Source organism: Arthrobacter sp. Z4-13, from assembly GCF_054792705.1.
Window position 1 is genome coordinate 940,946 of the sequence record NZ_CP096459.1, and the last position, 14,160, is coordinate 955,105.

General features: G+C 67.5%; 12 protein-coding genes. 10 read left to right on the forward strand and 2 right to left on the reverse strand.

What is annotated here, in order from left to right; genetic code table 11:
• The first annotated feature begins 107 nt into the window (after positions 1–107).
• The gene (locus M1E07_RS06240) at positions 108–1,610 is read left to right on the forward strand and encodes an AAA-type ATPase lid domain-containing protein (RefSeq protein WP_461189391.1); all 1,503 of its coding nucleotides are present in this window, start codon (positions 108–110) and stop codon (positions 1,608–1,610) included.
• Between the two features lie 10 nt (positions 1,611–1,620).
• On the opposite strand, the gene M1E07_RS06245 is transcribed toward M1E07_RS06240, so the two are convergent.
• Both M1E07_RS06245 and pdxA read right to left on the reverse strand, forming a co-directional pair.
• Positions 1,621–2,394 carry a DeoR/GlpR family DNA-binding transcription regulator gene (locus tag M1E07_RS06245; protein ID WP_461189392.1) on the reverse strand — a complete coding sequence of 258 codons (774 nt, stop codon included), beginning with the start codon at positions 2,392–2,394 and terminating at the stop codon, positions 1,621–1,623.
• A 95-nt stretch (positions 2,395–2,489) separates the two neighbouring features.
• On the reverse strand, positions 2,490–4,853 hold the full coding sequence (gene pdxA / locus M1E07_RS06250) for a 4-hydroxythreonine-4-phosphate dehydrogenase PdxA (protein ID WP_461189393.1): 2,364 nt from the start codon (positions 4,851–4,853) through the stop codon (positions 2,490–2,492).
• Positions 4,854–5,044: 191 nt separating this feature from the next.
• On the opposite strand from pdxA, the gene M1E07_RS06255 reads away from it, so the two are divergent.
• From M1E07_RS06255 to M1E07_RS06295, 9 genes are all read left to right on the forward strand, one after another.
• Positions 5,045–6,619: an ABC transporter substrate-binding protein gene (locus M1E07_RS06255; RefSeq protein WP_461189394.1), complete on the forward strand. Its 1,575-nt coding sequence runs from the start codon at positions 5,045–5,047 to the stop codon at positions 6,617–6,619.
• A 3-nt stretch (positions 6,620–6,622) separates the two neighbouring features.
• Entirely contained in the window at positions 6,623–7,558 is a 936-nt protein-coding gene (locus M1E07_RS06260) for an ABC transporter permease (protein ID WP_461189395.1), read from the forward strand.
• Positions 7,555–8,478, forward strand: a complete 924-nt coding sequence (locus M1E07_RS06265) for an ABC transporter permease (RefSeq protein ID WP_461189396.1) — start codon at positions 7,555–7,557, stop codon at positions 8,476–8,478. Before M1E07_RS06260 ends, M1E07_RS06265 begins: the two co-directional genes overlap by 4 nt.
• 1 nt (position 8,479) lies before the next feature.
• On the forward strand, positions 8,480–9,424 hold the full coding sequence (locus M1E07_RS06270; RefSeq protein ID WP_461189397.1) for an ABC transporter ATP-binding protein: 945 nt from the start codon (positions 8,480–8,482) through the stop codon (positions 9,422–9,424).
• Entirely contained in the window at positions 9,417–10,247 is an 831-nt protein-coding gene (locus tag M1E07_RS06275; RefSeq protein ID WP_461189398.1) for an ATP-binding cassette domain-containing protein, read from the forward strand. The genes M1E07_RS06270 and M1E07_RS06275 overlap by 8 nt, the downstream gene beginning before the upstream one ends.
• Positions 10,248–10,287: 40 nt before the next feature.
• Positions 10,288–11,277, forward strand: coding sequence for an aldo/keto reductase (locus M1E07_RS06280; RefSeq protein WP_461189399.1), 990 nt, complete (start codon positions 10,288–10,290; stop codon positions 11,275–11,277).
• A gap of 82 nt (positions 11,278–11,359) precedes the next feature.
• On the forward strand, positions 11,360–12,151 hold the full coding sequence (locus tag M1E07_RS06285; protein WP_461189400.1) for an HpcH/HpaI aldolase family protein: 792 nt from the start codon (positions 11,360–11,362) through the stop codon (positions 12,149–12,151).
• A 4-nt stretch (positions 12,152–12,155) separates the two neighbouring features.
• Entirely contained in the window at positions 12,156–13,421 is a 1,266-nt protein-coding gene (locus M1E07_RS06290) for a sialidase family protein (RefSeq protein ID WP_461189401.1), read from the forward strand.
• Positions 13,411–14,091 carry an SDR family NAD(P)-dependent oxidoreductase gene (locus M1E07_RS06295; RefSeq protein WP_461189402.1) on the forward strand — a complete coding sequence of 227 codons (681 nt, stop codon included), beginning with the start codon at positions 13,411–13,413 and terminating at the stop codon, positions 14,089–14,091. The genes M1E07_RS06290 and M1E07_RS06295 overlap by 11 nt, the downstream gene beginning before the upstream one ends.
• Positions 14,092–14,160: the final 69 nt, after the last annotated feature.

Sequence of the window (14,160 nt, forward strand, 5' to 3'; positions counted from 1 at the left end):
CCGGCACACGTCAACATGTGACCGGTGTCTCATTTTGAGACAGTCGTGGGTCGCCTTCCCAACTGCCCTGCCGTAATCTCGAAATGACCAACACAAGGAGGACGGCGATGGCGCCGGATCAGAACGTGCCCGTTCAGCGGCCCCGCGGCGGCGGGCAGGACAGCGGGGTGGCCGTTGCCTCCAAACGCCTCATCGCGTCATGGCAGCGGAGCGAAGAGTACGGCGTCTCGGCCGAGGCCGTGGACCCCGTGTGGGCCGGTTCGATCGTTGGCGACTCACTGTTTTACCAGTGCGGCCAGGAGGTGCTCACCGGCCTGCACCAGACCCTGGCCAACGAGCCGCTGAGCCTGATGCTCACCGACGCCGACGGGCTGGTGCTTAACCGTTTCAGTGGTGACACGTCCCTGCTGCGGGCACTGGACAAGGTGCATCTTGCCCCTGGCTTCGCCTTTTCCGAACGGGAGGCGGGAACCAGTGGCCTGGGCATGGCCCTTGCCGACCGGACACCGACGTTGGTTCGTGCGGAGGAACACTATAGCGCCAGCCTGCGGACCTATACGTGCGCTGCTGTGCCGGTGCTCGATCCCCTCAGCGGCCGCCTCGAAGGCAGCGTCAACATCACCACCTGGTCAAAGTCGTCCCCGGAACTGCTTTTGGCGCTGGCACAGTCGGCCGCAAACAACACGTCCACCCTCATGCTCGCCAGATCCGGCGGCCGCCAGCCAAAAGCCGGGCCGAAAGGCGGGGTTTTCCGGGTGCAGCACGGCCGGCTTGAACCCGGGGCGGGTACGCTGCGCACCATGTCCAGGGCGTGGACGGAAGCCCTGGACCGCACAGCACTGGCGCTGGCTTCGGGCCGGGTGGTGGCCGCCGTTGGAGAGAGCGGGACCGGACGCGCCACCCTGCTGGGCCAGGCCATCCGCAAAGCCCACCCCGGAAGCCGCATCCTGTGTGCTGCTGCGCCCGCGCCTGAGGACGTCGAATCCTGGTTGTCGCTGTGGACGCCCGAGTTGTCCAAGCCAAATACCTCTGTGATCGTCGAAAACGTAGATCTCCTGCCAGCCTGGGCTGCGCAGGAACTGAGTGACCGCGCTGCGGAGGCCCTGCGCTCGCTGCCGGCGTCCGACGGCCGTCCTTCCGCCCTGACCTGGGTGGTGACGGCGGGAGATCTGATGGCTGTACCGCAACCGCTGGCCGCGTTGGTTGAAACCGTAGTGCCGGTGCCTGTCCTGCGCGAACGCCCCGCCGACGTGATGCCGCTGGCGCGGTATGCCGCACGCCAGGCTCGTCTGCGCGAGGTCGACTTCACGGCCGCCGCCGAACACGCACTGACCGGCTATGGGTGGCCTGGCAACGTCGACGAGCTTTTCAGCGTGGTCCAGGACGCGGCCTTCCGCACGGAAACCATTGATGTGCGGCACCTGCCGTCCGCGCTGGTGGGGCGCCCCGGCCCCAACTTGACCCGGATGGAGGCCGTCGAGCGGGATGAAATCGTGCGGTGCCTTTGCCGCCCGGGCACCACGGTGGGGGCTGCCGCCGCGGAGCTGGGCATAAGCCGTGCCACCATGTATCGGCGGATGGCCAGGCTGGGGATCACGCCACCCCGCTGAATTGAGCGGCTCAGCCAGCGACCGGGGCCACCTCAACCTCAACCCCGGCATCCCGGAACTTCTGCACCTGCCCGGGGTCGGCGCCGTCGTCCGTCACCAGGGTCCAGGGGAGAGCCAAGCGTGCCCAGGCGTGGAACGGCCGCAGCCCGAGCTTGGACGAATCCGCCAACACGTACACCTCCCGGCCCCGCCGGGCCATGAGTTCCTTGAGCCGGGTCTGGGCGTGGTCGGCTTCGCAGATGCCGTCCTCGGCCGTGACGGCGTCGGCCCCGAGGAAGACGCGGTCAAAGCTCATCCGCTCGAGGGCCGCCTCGGCGAGCGGGCCCACGAAGCTTTGACTCACGCTGCGGAGCCGGCCGCCGAGGCAGTCCACTTCGATGCCCTCGGAATCGGCGAGTTCCTGCATGGTGTTGATGCCCGGGGTGGTGACGGACAGCTTCTCGAAGCTGCGCAGTTCGTGGGCCAGGGCACCTGCGGTGGAGCCGGCGTCGAGCAGGATGTTCTCGCCGGGGACGATCACGGACGCCGCCCAGCGGGCGATGGCGTGCTTTTGCTCGAACGCCTCGCCGGTGCGCTGCCGCAGCGAGGCTTCCGGATGCGCGCCCAGCGCCATGGCCCCGCCGTACGTGCGGGCCAGCCGGCCCTGCCCGTTCAGCAGCGCCAGGTCCCGGCGGATGGTGGAGGCCGTCACCTCGAACCGGGCGGAGAGTTCCTCCACGGAGGCCAAACCGGTGGTCACGGCAAGGTGGTAGATCTCCTCGCGCCGCGCATTTGCGGACAGCATTCCCGGTCTCCTTCCCGTGGCAGTGGTAACCATGCTAGTTCCGGCCCCCGGCAAGTCCCCGCAACATCGCCCTATCGCCCCAAATACCGGACCAGCTACACGGCCACGGCGGGCCGGGTGGCCATCTCCGCGGCCTGGTGCAGCGCCTCCACCATGGAACGGGAATCGGCAATCGCCTTGCCCGCAATGTCGAAGGCGGTGCCGTGGTCCACGGACGTGCGGATCACCGGCAGGCCCACCGTGATGTTCACGCCGGCCTCGATGCCGAGCACCTTCACCGGCCCGTGCCCCTGGTCGTGGTACATGGCCACCACCAGGTCGTAATCGCCCCGGCCGGCGAGGAAGAACAGCGTGTCCGCGGGCAGCGGGCCCACGGCGTTGATCCCGTCCGCCTGCGCGGCCTTCACACCGGGTTCGATCTTTTCGGCTTCCTCGCCCTGGCCGAACAGGCCGTTTTCGCCGGCATGGGGGTTGATGGCGCAGACGCCGATCTTCGGGTTGGGGATGCCGGCACGGACCAGGGCCTCGTGGCCGCGGCGGATGGTGCGCTCCACGAGGTCCGGGTTGATCTTGCGGATGGCATCCATCAGCCCGATGTGCGTGGTTACGTGGATGACCCGGATTTTGGGCGTGGAGAGCATCATGGACACTTCTTCGGTGCCCGTCAGGTGCGCCAGCAGTTCGGTGTGCCCGGGGAAGATGTGCCCAGCGGAGTGCAGCGCTTCCTTGTTCAGCGGCGCGGTGCAGATGGCCTGCACCTTCCCGGCCATCGCCAGCTCGCTGGCCACCCGGATGTACTCGTACGCGGCGTGGCCTGCCACGGGGGAGAGCTGCCCCCAGGCGAGGTCCTCGGGCAGCAGTGCCAGGTCGATCACGTTCACCCGGCCCGGCGTGAACACCGCGTCCTCCACGTTCCCGATGCTCTGGATGTCCGCCTCGATACCCAGGACGTCAGCGGCCTGGCGCAGGCGCAGCGCGTCGCCGATCACCACGGGCCGGCACTCGGCGTTGCTCTGCGGATCCAGCACGGCGGCAACCACCACTTCGGGCCCCACACCGGCGCCGTCGCCCATGGTGACAGCTACGTAGGGGAGGGCGTTCTGCTCGGTCTTGCTTGTTGCGGCGGTTGTCATTTCTGCTCCAGATCGTTGGTCTTGCGGGGGAAGGGTGTTGGCGGGAGCCTGCGAGGACTGGCCGCGGCGCTCCCGGATTTCGTCGTAAAGCTGTAGGAGGGCGAGGTCATCGCCGAAGCTGCCGGGCTTGGTGCCCACCAGCGTTCCGTCCTCGGCGCGGCTGAGCACCGCCCCGTGCTGCACGGCCGCGAGCGGCACCAGCCGTTGGAGGCCGACGGCGTCCAGGACTTCCCGGGCCGTCTCACCGCCGGTAAGGATCAGGTCTGCTTCCAGCCCCTTCGCTGCCTCGGCTGCGAAGGAGGACAGGGCCTGCACGATGCTGGCGGCGCGAGCAGGGTCCACTTTTCCTGCGGCCAGCGTGACGGCCACGTTGGTGCCCGCGCCCAGAGCCACCCTTGCTTCCTGCAGCTGCGGTCCGAACGCACCAGTGGCGCCGGCGTACTGCGGGTGCAGCCGGATCACTTCGAAGCCGCGTGCTTCGAGCTGCGCCAGTTGCCCCTGGGCGGTTGCGGAAGCGGAGCCGACGACGGCGAGCACCGGTTTCGCGGCCAGCTGCGGTTGCGCGTTGGTTGTTTCTGCCCGTGCCCCAGTTTGCGCATTCCGCGCATGCTGTGCAGCAAGCCGCTGCGCGAGGACGTCCGCGGTTCCGCCCGTTCCTACCAGCACGATGCGGCGGTTGGCCGCAGTGAAGCCCAGCTCCAGCAGGGCGTCCACCACGTGTTCCAGGTCCTCAAGAGTTTCACCATCGGCCACTACCAGCGCGGGCTGTTCGCACTGCAGCAGCCCGGACAGTTTTTCCCGAAGCGAACCGGACCGTACCTCGGCCAGGTTCAGAGCCTGCACCGAGCCCGGGTTTTCCGGGTGGAGCAGGGAAGGAATGTCAGCAGGAGGCTCCGATTTTTCGGCCTGCCAGAGGTCCGTCTCCCTGAGAGGAGTCCCGGCGACCAGCGGCTTTCCGTTCTTCACCGAACGCTGCAGTTGGGGGAGTGCCCCGGCAACAACCGCATGGAAACCAAGCCCGTTCAGTGCGGCGACTTCTGCACGGACGTTGCCGCGCCACAGCGAGTCAATCTTCTTGAACGCCACCTGGGCGGCCGAAGCTGCGCGGGCGGAGAACGCTTCCTTTGCCAGTGCCTCGGCAGCGGATTCAGGGAGCCCGCGCGAATGTGTATCGGCGACCACCACGTCGGTGACAGTGCCCGGGAGGGCGGCGTCGCCGTCGTGCGTTCCAAGCAGAACCTGCACGGACAGGCCATGCCCTACGAAGCAGCAGCCAACCTCGGCGGCGCCGGAGAAATCGTCGGCCTGCACATATACGGAAGCCACATTGCTCCTCTCGCGTCGTTGTCGGGCTGGGACCCCGCCAAGTAGCGGGATGCTTTCCAACATTCTGGCATGCTTGCGCGAATCACGCTAGAGGGCTTGCGCAATTTGCGCAGGAGTGGCAAAGTGATGGACACAACATTCGGCGCAGCCATCCGGCCGGCAGCCGTCCCCGATCTACCGAGAGGTCAACGATGACCGTTCTTCCTCAAGGAAGTGAGATTTCCCGCCGGCGCCTGCTGCAGTTTGGCGCCGCCGCCGGGTTTCTACTGGGCACCGGCAGCCTCGCCGGCTGCGCCGGGCCCACCGGCCTGCCGGGACCCAGCACCCTGACGCTGGCACTCAACCGGTCACTGGTCAGCCTGGACAACAAGCTCAACCAGTTTGATGCAGCCGTCACCGTGCAGCGCTCGGTCCGCCAGGGCCTCACCGCCATTGGTCCCGAGACCAAGCCCGTCCTGGTCCTCGCCGAACGCTTCGAGATGACCGGCCCCACCGAGTGGACCGTCACGCTCCGCGAAGGCATCCGCTACTCGGACGGCAGCCCCGTCCAGATCGAGGACGTGGCCACCGCGCTGAAGATGTACAAGCAGGTGCAGGGCTCCTTCGTGGCCGGCTTCTTCCCCGAGTTCCCCGAGGTGGTGCCGGTGGATGACCGTACCTTCAAGATGGTGTCCAAGAACCCGGTCCCCATCCTGGACTCGCTGATGAGCATGATCCTGATTACTCCCGCCGCGCAGAACAAGCCGGAGGAACTGCAGGAAGGCCTGGGCACCGGCCCGTACGTGGTCACCAAGTTCAACCGCGGCGCCGGCACTTACAGCCTGGCCCGCAACGAGAACTACTGGGGCCCCAGGCCCGAGGTGGACAACGTGGAAGTCCGGTTCCTCCCGGAGGAATCCAGCCGCGTCATCGCCCTGCGCAGCGGCGAGGTGGACGTCATCGACTCCATTACGCCCGACTCCCGCGAACAGCTCGCCGGACTTCCCGGCGTCGAACTCCAGGAAGCATCCAGCCTCCGCCTGAACCAGATCTTCTTCAACTTCCGCAAGCCCGCCGGCCACCCGCTGGCCGATCCCCGCGTCCGCCAGGCACTCAGCATGGCCATCGACGGTGAAGCGCTGGTCCGCGACGTGCTGGTGGACTCCGTCACCCAGGCCGAGGGCGTCACCCCCTCCAGCCTCACCGGCTACTACAAGACCGGCACCTACACCTACGATCCGGAAAAGGCCAAGGCCACCCTCGCCGAGCTCGGCGTCAAGGACCTCACCCTGAAGATCATCTGGGAAACCGGTGAATTCGCGTCCGACACCTCCGTCATGGAAGCCCTGGTGGAAATGTTCGGCAACATCGGCGTCAAGGCCGAGCTGCAGCAGTTCGAACCAGGCGGCAACATCCTGGCCTGGCGCCAAGGCAAACAGGGGGACTGGGACCTCCTCGGCAACGGCTACCCCAGCCCCACCGGCCTGGCCATCACCATGCTGCAGGGAATGTACGCAGGCACCCCCGAAAAGGAAGCCACCCGCGACACCTACCAGGGCTACGTGATCCCCGAGGTCACCGCCAAAATTCAGGCTGCCTCCGCCGAAGCGGACCCGGCCCGCAGGACGGATCTGCAGAACGAAGCCCAGCAGGCCGTGTGGGACACCTGGCCCTGCGCCTGGGCGTTCGTCCCCAAGTCCGTCCTCGCCCACCGGGAGCGGGTGTCCAACATCAACCTGGCACCAACTAACTCCTACCCCCTCGTTGATGTCCGGCTGGAGGCCTAAGCCATGACGAACTACATCCTGAAGCGCCTGGGACAGGGCCTGCTGACCGTGTTCCTCACGGTGTCCACCGTGTTCATCCTGATCCGCATGGCCCCCGGCGATCCCGCCGTGTCCTATGCCGGTCCGCTGGCCACCTCCGAACAACTCGCGAAGGTGAGGGAGCAGTTCGGCCTGGACCGGCCGGTGCTGGAGCAGTACTGGATCTTCCTGCAGCAGCTGTTCACCGGCAATCTGGGCCAGTCGTACTCCTTCCAGGCGCCCGCCATGCAGGTGGTGGCCGAGCGGATGCCGTACACGCTGACCCTTGCGACGGCGTCCATCCTGCTGACCGCCGTGGTGGCCATTCCGCTCGGGGTGTGGATGTCCCGCCGCCCGGACACCGGCAAGGAACTCGGCGTCAACGTGCTGACCATTGCCGGGCAGTCCATGCCCGACTTCTGGACCGGCATCATGCTCCTCACCGGCTTCGCCGTGCTGATTCCGATCTTCCCGGCCTCCGGCTTCGCCACCTGGGGCGGGCTGGTGCTGCCCACCATCACCATCGCCATCCTGCAGATCGCCCTGATCTCCCGCATGGTCCGGCGGGAAATGACCGCCAACTTCGCGGCTCCCTACCTCACGGTGGCCCGCTCCCGCGGGGTCCGGAATTCGGTGCTCACCTGGCGCTACGCCATGGGCAACTCCGCCATCCCCGTCTTCACCGCCCTCGGTACACGCTTCGCCGCGATGCTGAACGGTGTGGTGGTCGTCGAGGTGGTGTTCGCCTGGCCCGGCGTCGGCTCCCTCATTGTGCGGGCCCTCGAAACCCGCGACTACCCCCTCATCCAGGCCACGGTCCTCCTCACCGCGCTGCTGGCGGTGGCTGTGCAGCTGCTGATCGACCTCGCCTACCCGCTTCTTGATCCCCGCGTTCGTCTTGGAAAGGCGGCAACAGCATGAGCCTCGACACCGCAACCCCTACTGCAGCGCAGCCGGCCCGGCAGCCGAGCCCCAGCGCCGTCACCAAGGCGGACATCGCCAAGGCAGGCGCCACCCGCCGTCGTAATGCCGCCAAGTGGAAGCTCATCGTGGGCACCATCTGCACCCTGCTGGTGATCATCCCCATCATCCTGGCCCAGGTGCTCCCGCTGCCGGACGCCAACTTCCAGGACCTCGGCGCCCGCCGCCTGCCGCCGTTCACGGACGGACACCTGTTCGGCACCGACCAGCTGGGCCGTGACCTCCTCTCCCGCGTGCTGCACGGCGGCCAGGTCTCGCTGACCATCGGCCTGCTGGCCGTGCTGGTCTCCGGCGCCATCGGCATCATCCTCGGCGCGGCCGCCGGCTACTTCGGCGGCTGGGTGGACACCATCGTCTCCCGCGTCCTCGAAGCGCAAATGTCCCTGCCGCTGCTCATGATGCTGCTGCTGGTGGTGGCCCTGTTCGGCCCCTCCATCCCGGTGATCACCTTCGTGATCGCCATCGCCCAATGGCCCGAAGTGGCCCGACTCACCCGCTCCATGGTGCTGGTGGAACGCGAGAAGCCGTACGTCTCCGCAGCCCGGATCCTTGGTTTGCACCGGATCCAGATCCTGATCCAGCACATCATCCCCAACGTGATCAAGCAGGCAACCCTGGTGGTCCTGCTCCTGCTGGCCCAGGCCGTGCTGCTCGAATCCGCGCTCAGCTTCCTCGGCGCCGGCCCGCAGCGCCCCTTCGCCACCTGGGGCCGCATCATCTCCGACGGCCAGGACTACATCACCACCTCCTGGTGGATGGTCACCCTGCCCGGCCTGGTCATCGTGCTCATGGTGGTGGGCGTGAACCTGCTGGGCGACGGCCTCCGCGACCGTCCCCGCCGCAAGAAGAAGGGTGCCTGACATGACCGCACAACCCGCATTCCAGGAACAGCCGCTCCTCGAGGTCCGCGACTTCCAGGTGGAACTGATCACGGATTCCGCCATCATCCGCGCCGTGGACTCGGTCAGCTTCAGCATCCACCGGGGCGAGACGGTCACCATCATCGGTGAGTCCGGGTCCGGCAAGTCGACGACGGCGATGGGCATCCTCCGCCTGCTGCCAGAGGACCTGGCGGTACTGTCCGGCACCGTGCTGATCGACGGCGTCGACATCAGTGCCGATCCCAAGGCCATCAACAAGGTGCGCGGCAAGACCCTGGCGCTGATTCCGCAGGACCCGATGACGGCGCTGAGCCCGGTCCATTCGATCGGGAACCAGCTCTTCGAGGCCATCCGGATTGCCGGCGCAGCCTCGGCGAAGGACAAGGGCGCCCTGCAGGCCCGGGCCATCCGGCTGCTGGAGCAGGTGCACATCCCCACCCCGGAAAAGCAGCTGAAGAAGTACCCGCACCAGCTCTCCGGCGGCATGCTGCAGCGTGTGCTGATAGCCATCGCGCTTGCCAGCGAGCCGCAGCTCCTGGTGGCTGACGAGCCGACGTCGGCCCTGGACGTCACCGTGCAGGGCGGCATCCTGGACCTGCTGCTGGAACTGCAGGAACAGCGCGGCGTCGGCATCCTGATGATCACCCACGATCTTGGTGTGGCCCGGCTGATCTCGGACCGCATCCACGTGATGAAGGACGGCTCGTTTGTGGAGTCCGGTGAGGTCCAGCAGATTGTGGACAACCCCGCCACGGAGTACACCCGGGACCTGCTGGCCGCCGTGCCGGTGCTGGGGCCCTGGGACGAGACGCCTGCTGCCACTCCTGCTGCTTCCCGCGGCGCTCACGCTGCCGGCTCTTCGGCCACCACCACTGACCCAGCCACCGATTCCGCCCTGACCCAGACCGGAGCAAGCCATGACTAAGCCGTTCCTCGCCGTCGAAAACCTGGTGGTGGACTACCACGTGCCGGGCGGCACCTTCCGGGCCGTTGATGACGTGTCCTTCTCGGTGGACAAAGGCAAGACGATCGCCGTCGTGGGTGAATCCGGCTGCGGCAAGTCCACTGTTGCCAAGGCGCTGATGCGGCTGGTGACGCCCACCAGCGGGCGCATCGATCTGGACGGCACGGACATCGCTTCCATGAGCGAGTCCAAGCTGCGGCCCATGCGCTCCAAATTCCAGATGGTCTTCCAGGACCCGTACGGCTCGCTGGACCCGCACATGACCGCGCAGGAGATCGTGGCAGAGCCGCTGAAGCTGCAGGGCGTCCGGTCCAAGGCCGAACGGCACAAGGCTGCCGCCAAGCTGATCGACCAGGTGGGCCTGCCCGTCCGGTCGCTGGACAAGCACCCGGGGGAGTTCTCCGGCGGCCAGCGCCAGCGCATCGGCATCGCCCGGGCGCTCGCCTCCAAGCCCGAACTGCTGGTCTGCGACGAAGCCACCAGCGCCCTGGACGTATCCGTGCAGGCACAGGTGCTGCGGCTGCTCAAGTCCATCCAGGACGAAACCGGCATCACCTACGTGTTCATCTCGCACAACCTCGGCGTGGTGCAGGAAATCAGCGATAGCGTCATGGTGATGCAGCGCGGCAAGCTGGTTGAACACGGCACCACCGCGTCCGTCCTGACCGCCCCCAAGGAGGACTACACCCGCAAACTGCGCCGCGCGGCGCTGGACCCCTCCACCATGCAGGGACTCAAGCCGCGGCACCTGGTCCGCTCCCTGGCGCTGGCCAACCAGGCCTGACCCGTACTTTTCGAGACACGCAACCACGAGGAATCAACGCATGAGCACACAGCCCGAAGGCGCCCAGGTGGACGGCCTGAAACTTCCCATCTCCCGGCTGGTCCTGGGGACCATGACGTTCGGGGACACCGTCGACGAGGCCACCGCGGGGCGGATGGTGGAGGAAGCGCTCGACGCCGGCATCACCACCATCGACACCGCCAACGCCTACGTGGGGGGTACCACCGAGGAAATGCTCTCCCGCCTCCTGAAGGAGCGGCGCGGGGACATTGTCCTGGCTTCCAAGGCGGGCATGCCGCACGCGGACGCCGGCGGGAACCCGCCGCTGTCCCCGGCCGCGCTGCGCTCCAGCGTTGAGGGCAGCCTGCGCCGGCTGGGCGTGGACAGCATCGACCTGTTCTACTTGCACCAGCCGGACCGCGCCACGCCGCTGCACTCCACCCTTTCGACGGTGGCCGAGCTGGTGGCCGAGGGAAAGATCGGTGCTTTGGGCGTTTCCAACTTCGCTGCCTGGCAGATCGCCGATGTTATCCACACGGCGCGTGAAGTGGGGGCGCCGCAGCCCGTCGTTGCGCAGCAGCTGTACAACCTGGTGGCACGGCGGCTGGAGGAGGAGTACCTCGAATTTGCCGCCACCCACAACGTGCACACCATGGTCTACAACCCGCTGGGTGGTGGGCTGCTCACCGGCAGGCACAGCTTCGACGCGAAGCCCACCGAGGGCCGCTATGGCGACTCGAAACTGGCTGCCATGTACACGCAGCGGTACTGGGACCGGCAGCTGTTCGACGCGATTGAGGAGCTGTCCCGCATCGCTGAGGGTGCCGGGATCACGCTCGCCGAGCTGTCGCTGCGCTGGCTGGCCTACCGTTCGGGGGTTGGATCGATGCTGCTGGGCGGGTCCAAGGTGGAACAGCTCCGTTCCAACATCGCCGCCGTGGCCAATGGGCCGCTGCCGGCCGACGTTGTGGAAGCCTGCGACGCCGTCGGCACCTCACTCCGCGGCCCGATGCCCGCCTACAACCGCTGACTTCCCGCTTCTGGAACACCCGGCCTCCGCCGTCCATCTGCGCCGTCCATCCGAACATTAGAACTGAAGGTAGAAGATCTCCATGACAACCGAACTGGCCCTCGAATTCGCCCGCAAGATCCGCGCCCGAGAACAGGCGGTGGGGTACTGGGCAGTGCTGGACGCGCCCGTTGCCACCGAACGCATCGGTCGGCTCGGCTACGACTACGTGGCACTCGACGCGCAGCACGGCCTGCTCGGTTACTCGGGTGTGCTCAACGGACTGATGGCCATTGATGCCGGGCACACCGCCGTTGGCATGGTCCGTGTGGAGGACAACAACATGACGGCGATCGGCAAGGCCCTGGACGCGGGCGCCGTGGGCGTCATCGTTCCGCTGATCAACACTGCTGAGGACGCCGCCGCTGCCGTTGCGGCCGCCAAGTACCCGCCGATGGGCGGCCGGTCCTACGGGCCCATGCGTTCCGCTCTGCGGATTGGGCCGAAGCCTGCCGATGCCAACGGCGCCACGCTGGTGTTCGCCATGATCGAGACGCCGGACGGCCTGGCCAACGTGAAGGAAATCTGCGCCACCCCGGGCCTGGACGGCATCTACGTGGGGCCGTCGGACCTGGCCATCGCGGTGGGCGGTGCGTTCCCCGGTGATCCCCAGGTCGAAGCGGAATTCAACGCCGCACTGGAAACCATCGCCGAGGCCGCCGCCTCCGCAGGCATCGCCGCCGGCATCCACACACCCGCCGGTACGGTGGCCGCCCAGCGGCTGCGCCAGGGCTACACGTTCACCACCATCGCCTCGGACCTCACGCACCTGGAACAGATCGCCAAGTCCCACCTCGACGCCGCCCGCTCCGATGCCGGAACCAAAGAGAGCTGATCCCATGCAGAACACCACGACAGACGCGTACAGCACCATTACCCCGGACGGCCAGGTGAAGCGGGCCGACGGCGCCGATTACGCCTACCTGCCGGCGCCCACCGTGCAAAGCCACGCCGCCAACCTGCTCACCCTGCCGGACGGCCGGCTCGGCTGCGTCTGGTTCGGCGGCACCCAGGAAGGCGTGCCGGACATCTCCATCTGGTTCTCCGCCCTGGAACCCGGCAGCAGCCAGTGGTCCGAACCGCAGCAGCTCTCCGACGACTCGGCCCGCTCGGAGCAAAACCCCATCCTGTTCACCGCACCGGACGAGTCTCTCTGGCTGCTCTACACCGCGCAGAAGGCGGGCAACCAGGACACCGCCGAGGTCCGCCGTCGTATTTCCACGGACAGCGGCCGCACCTGGGGCGAGGTGGAAACCCTGTTCGCCGCGAACGAAACCGGCGGCGTGTTTGTCCGCCAACTGCCCGTGGTGCTGCCGTCCGGCCGCCTGATCGTGCCGATCTTCCGCTGCATCACCACGCCCGGGGAGAAGTGGGTGGGCAACAGCGACGACAGCGCCGTGATGATCTCCGACGACGCCGGCGCCACCTGGAGCGAGCATGTCCTCCCGGGCAGCCTGGGCTGCGTCCACATGAACATCCAGCCGGTGGCCGACGGGTCCCTGCTGGCCCTGTTCCGAAGCCGCTGGGCCGATTCGATCTACGAATCCCGCTCCACCGACGACGGTTCCACCTGGAGCGAGCCGGTCCCCACCGAGCTGCCCAACAACAACTCGTCCATCCAGTTCACCGCGCTCGCCGACGGCCGCCTGGCCCTGGTGTACAACCACAGCCGGGCGGAGGAAAACACCGAGCGAAGGCTCTCCCTCTACGACGAAATTGACGACGACGGACTCGCCGAGGAGCAGGGCCAGCTGGCTGAGCCGGTGCCCGGCGCAGCTGTTGCGGTGGACGGCGAGCGGCGCGCGTTCTGGGGGACGCCGCGCTCTCCGATGACGCTGGCGATCTCCGAGGACTCGGGCCGTTCCTGGCCTGTCAGGCGCAACCTGGACGTCGGGGACGGGTACTGCCTGTCCAACAACTCCCGCGATGGGCTCAACCGCGAGTACTCCTACCCGTCCATCCACCAGGGCCCGGACGGTTCGCTGAACATCGCGTACACGTACTTCCGGCAGGCCATCAAGTTCGTCCGGGTGGACCCGCAGTGGGCGTATGACGGCACCCAGACGCCGGGCGGCCTGGAGGACGGCGCCATCAATGCCGGCTGAGCAGCATGCGGTAGTCACCGGATGCAGCTCCGGTATCGGTCTGGCCATCACCCGCCGCCTGCTGGCGGACGGGTGGGCCGTGACCGGGCTGAGCCGGACCGAAACCTCGCTTGCCGGGAAGTTCGAGTGGTTGCGGGCTGACCTTTCGGAGCCCGAGTCCTTGGCTGACGCTGTGGCCGGTCTCCGGCCTGCAGCCGCATTGGTCCACGCGGCCGGGTTCCAGCGTACGGCGCCGCTGGGGGAGCTGGATGCTTCCGCTTTGGCGGGGATGTTCACAGTCCACGTGGCGGCGGCTTCTGTGCTGGCCAACGCTTTGGTGGCCACCATGCCCGACGGCGGCAGGATCGTTTTGCTGGGCAGCCGCACCTCCACAGGGTCCCCGGGCAAGAGCCAGTATGCCGCCACCAAGGCGGCGCTGATGGGGCTGGGCAGGACATGGGCGCAGGAGCTCGCGCCGCGGGGGATCACCGTCAACGTGCTGTCCCCGGGCCCGACCGATACTCCAATGCTGAACGACCCCGGACGCGCAGCCACGCCGGTGCGGATGCCGGCACTTGGTGCCCTGGTGGACCCGGACGACGTCGCGGCGCTGGCTGCGTTCCTGCTGGGACCGCACGGAAAGTCCATCACGGGCCAGAACTACGTCATCTGCGGCGGCGCCTCCCTCTGACCCAACGCCCCATCACTTCCCGCCCCCTTTCCCGCAACCCTCGATCAGCTGATGCGCCCTTTCCCGCAA

Excerpts from the sequence above, each read along its gene's own strand:
- M1E07_RS06240 (WP_461189391.1), top strand. The coding sequence starts at position 108 with ATGGCGCCGGATCAGAACGTGCCCGTTCAGCGGCCCCGCGGCGGCGGG.
- M1E07_RS06245 (WP_461189392.1), bottom strand. The coding sequence starts at position 2,394 with ATGCTGTCCGCAAATGCGCGGCGCGAGGAGATCTACCACCTTGCCGTG.
- M1E07_RS06255 (WP_461189394.1), top strand. The coding sequence starts at position 5,045 with ATGACCGTTCTTCCTCAAGGAAGTGAGATTTCCCGCCGGCGCCTGCTG.
- M1E07_RS06260 (WP_461189395.1), top strand. The coding sequence starts at position 6,623 with ATGACGAACTACATCCTGAAGCGCCTGGGACAGGGCCTGCTGACCGTG.
- M1E07_RS06265 (WP_461189396.1), top strand. The coding sequence starts at position 7,555 with ATGAGCCTCGACACCGCAACCCCTACTGCAGCGCAGCCGGCCCGGCAG.
- M1E07_RS06270 (WP_461189397.1), top strand. The coding sequence starts at position 8,480 with ATGACCGCACAACCCGCATTCCAGGAACAGCCGCTCCTCGAGGTCCGC.
- M1E07_RS06275 (WP_461189398.1), top strand. The coding sequence starts at position 9,417 with ATGACTAAGCCGTTCCTCGCCGTCGAAAACCTGGTGGTGGACTACCAC.
- M1E07_RS06280 (WP_461189399.1), top strand. The coding sequence starts at position 10,288 with ATGAGCACACAGCCCGAAGGCGCCCAGGTGGACGGCCTGAAACTTCCC.
- M1E07_RS06285 (WP_461189400.1), top strand. The coding sequence starts at position 11,360 with ATGACAACCGAACTGGCCCTCGAATTCGCCCGCAAGATCCGCGCCCGA.
- M1E07_RS06290 (WP_461189401.1), top strand. The coding sequence starts at position 12,156 with ATGCAGAACACCACGACAGACGCGTACAGCACCATTACCCCGGACGGC.
- M1E07_RS06295 (WP_461189402.1), top strand. The coding sequence starts at position 13,411 with ATGCCGGCTGAGCAGCATGCGGTAGTCACCGGATGCAGCTCCGGTATC.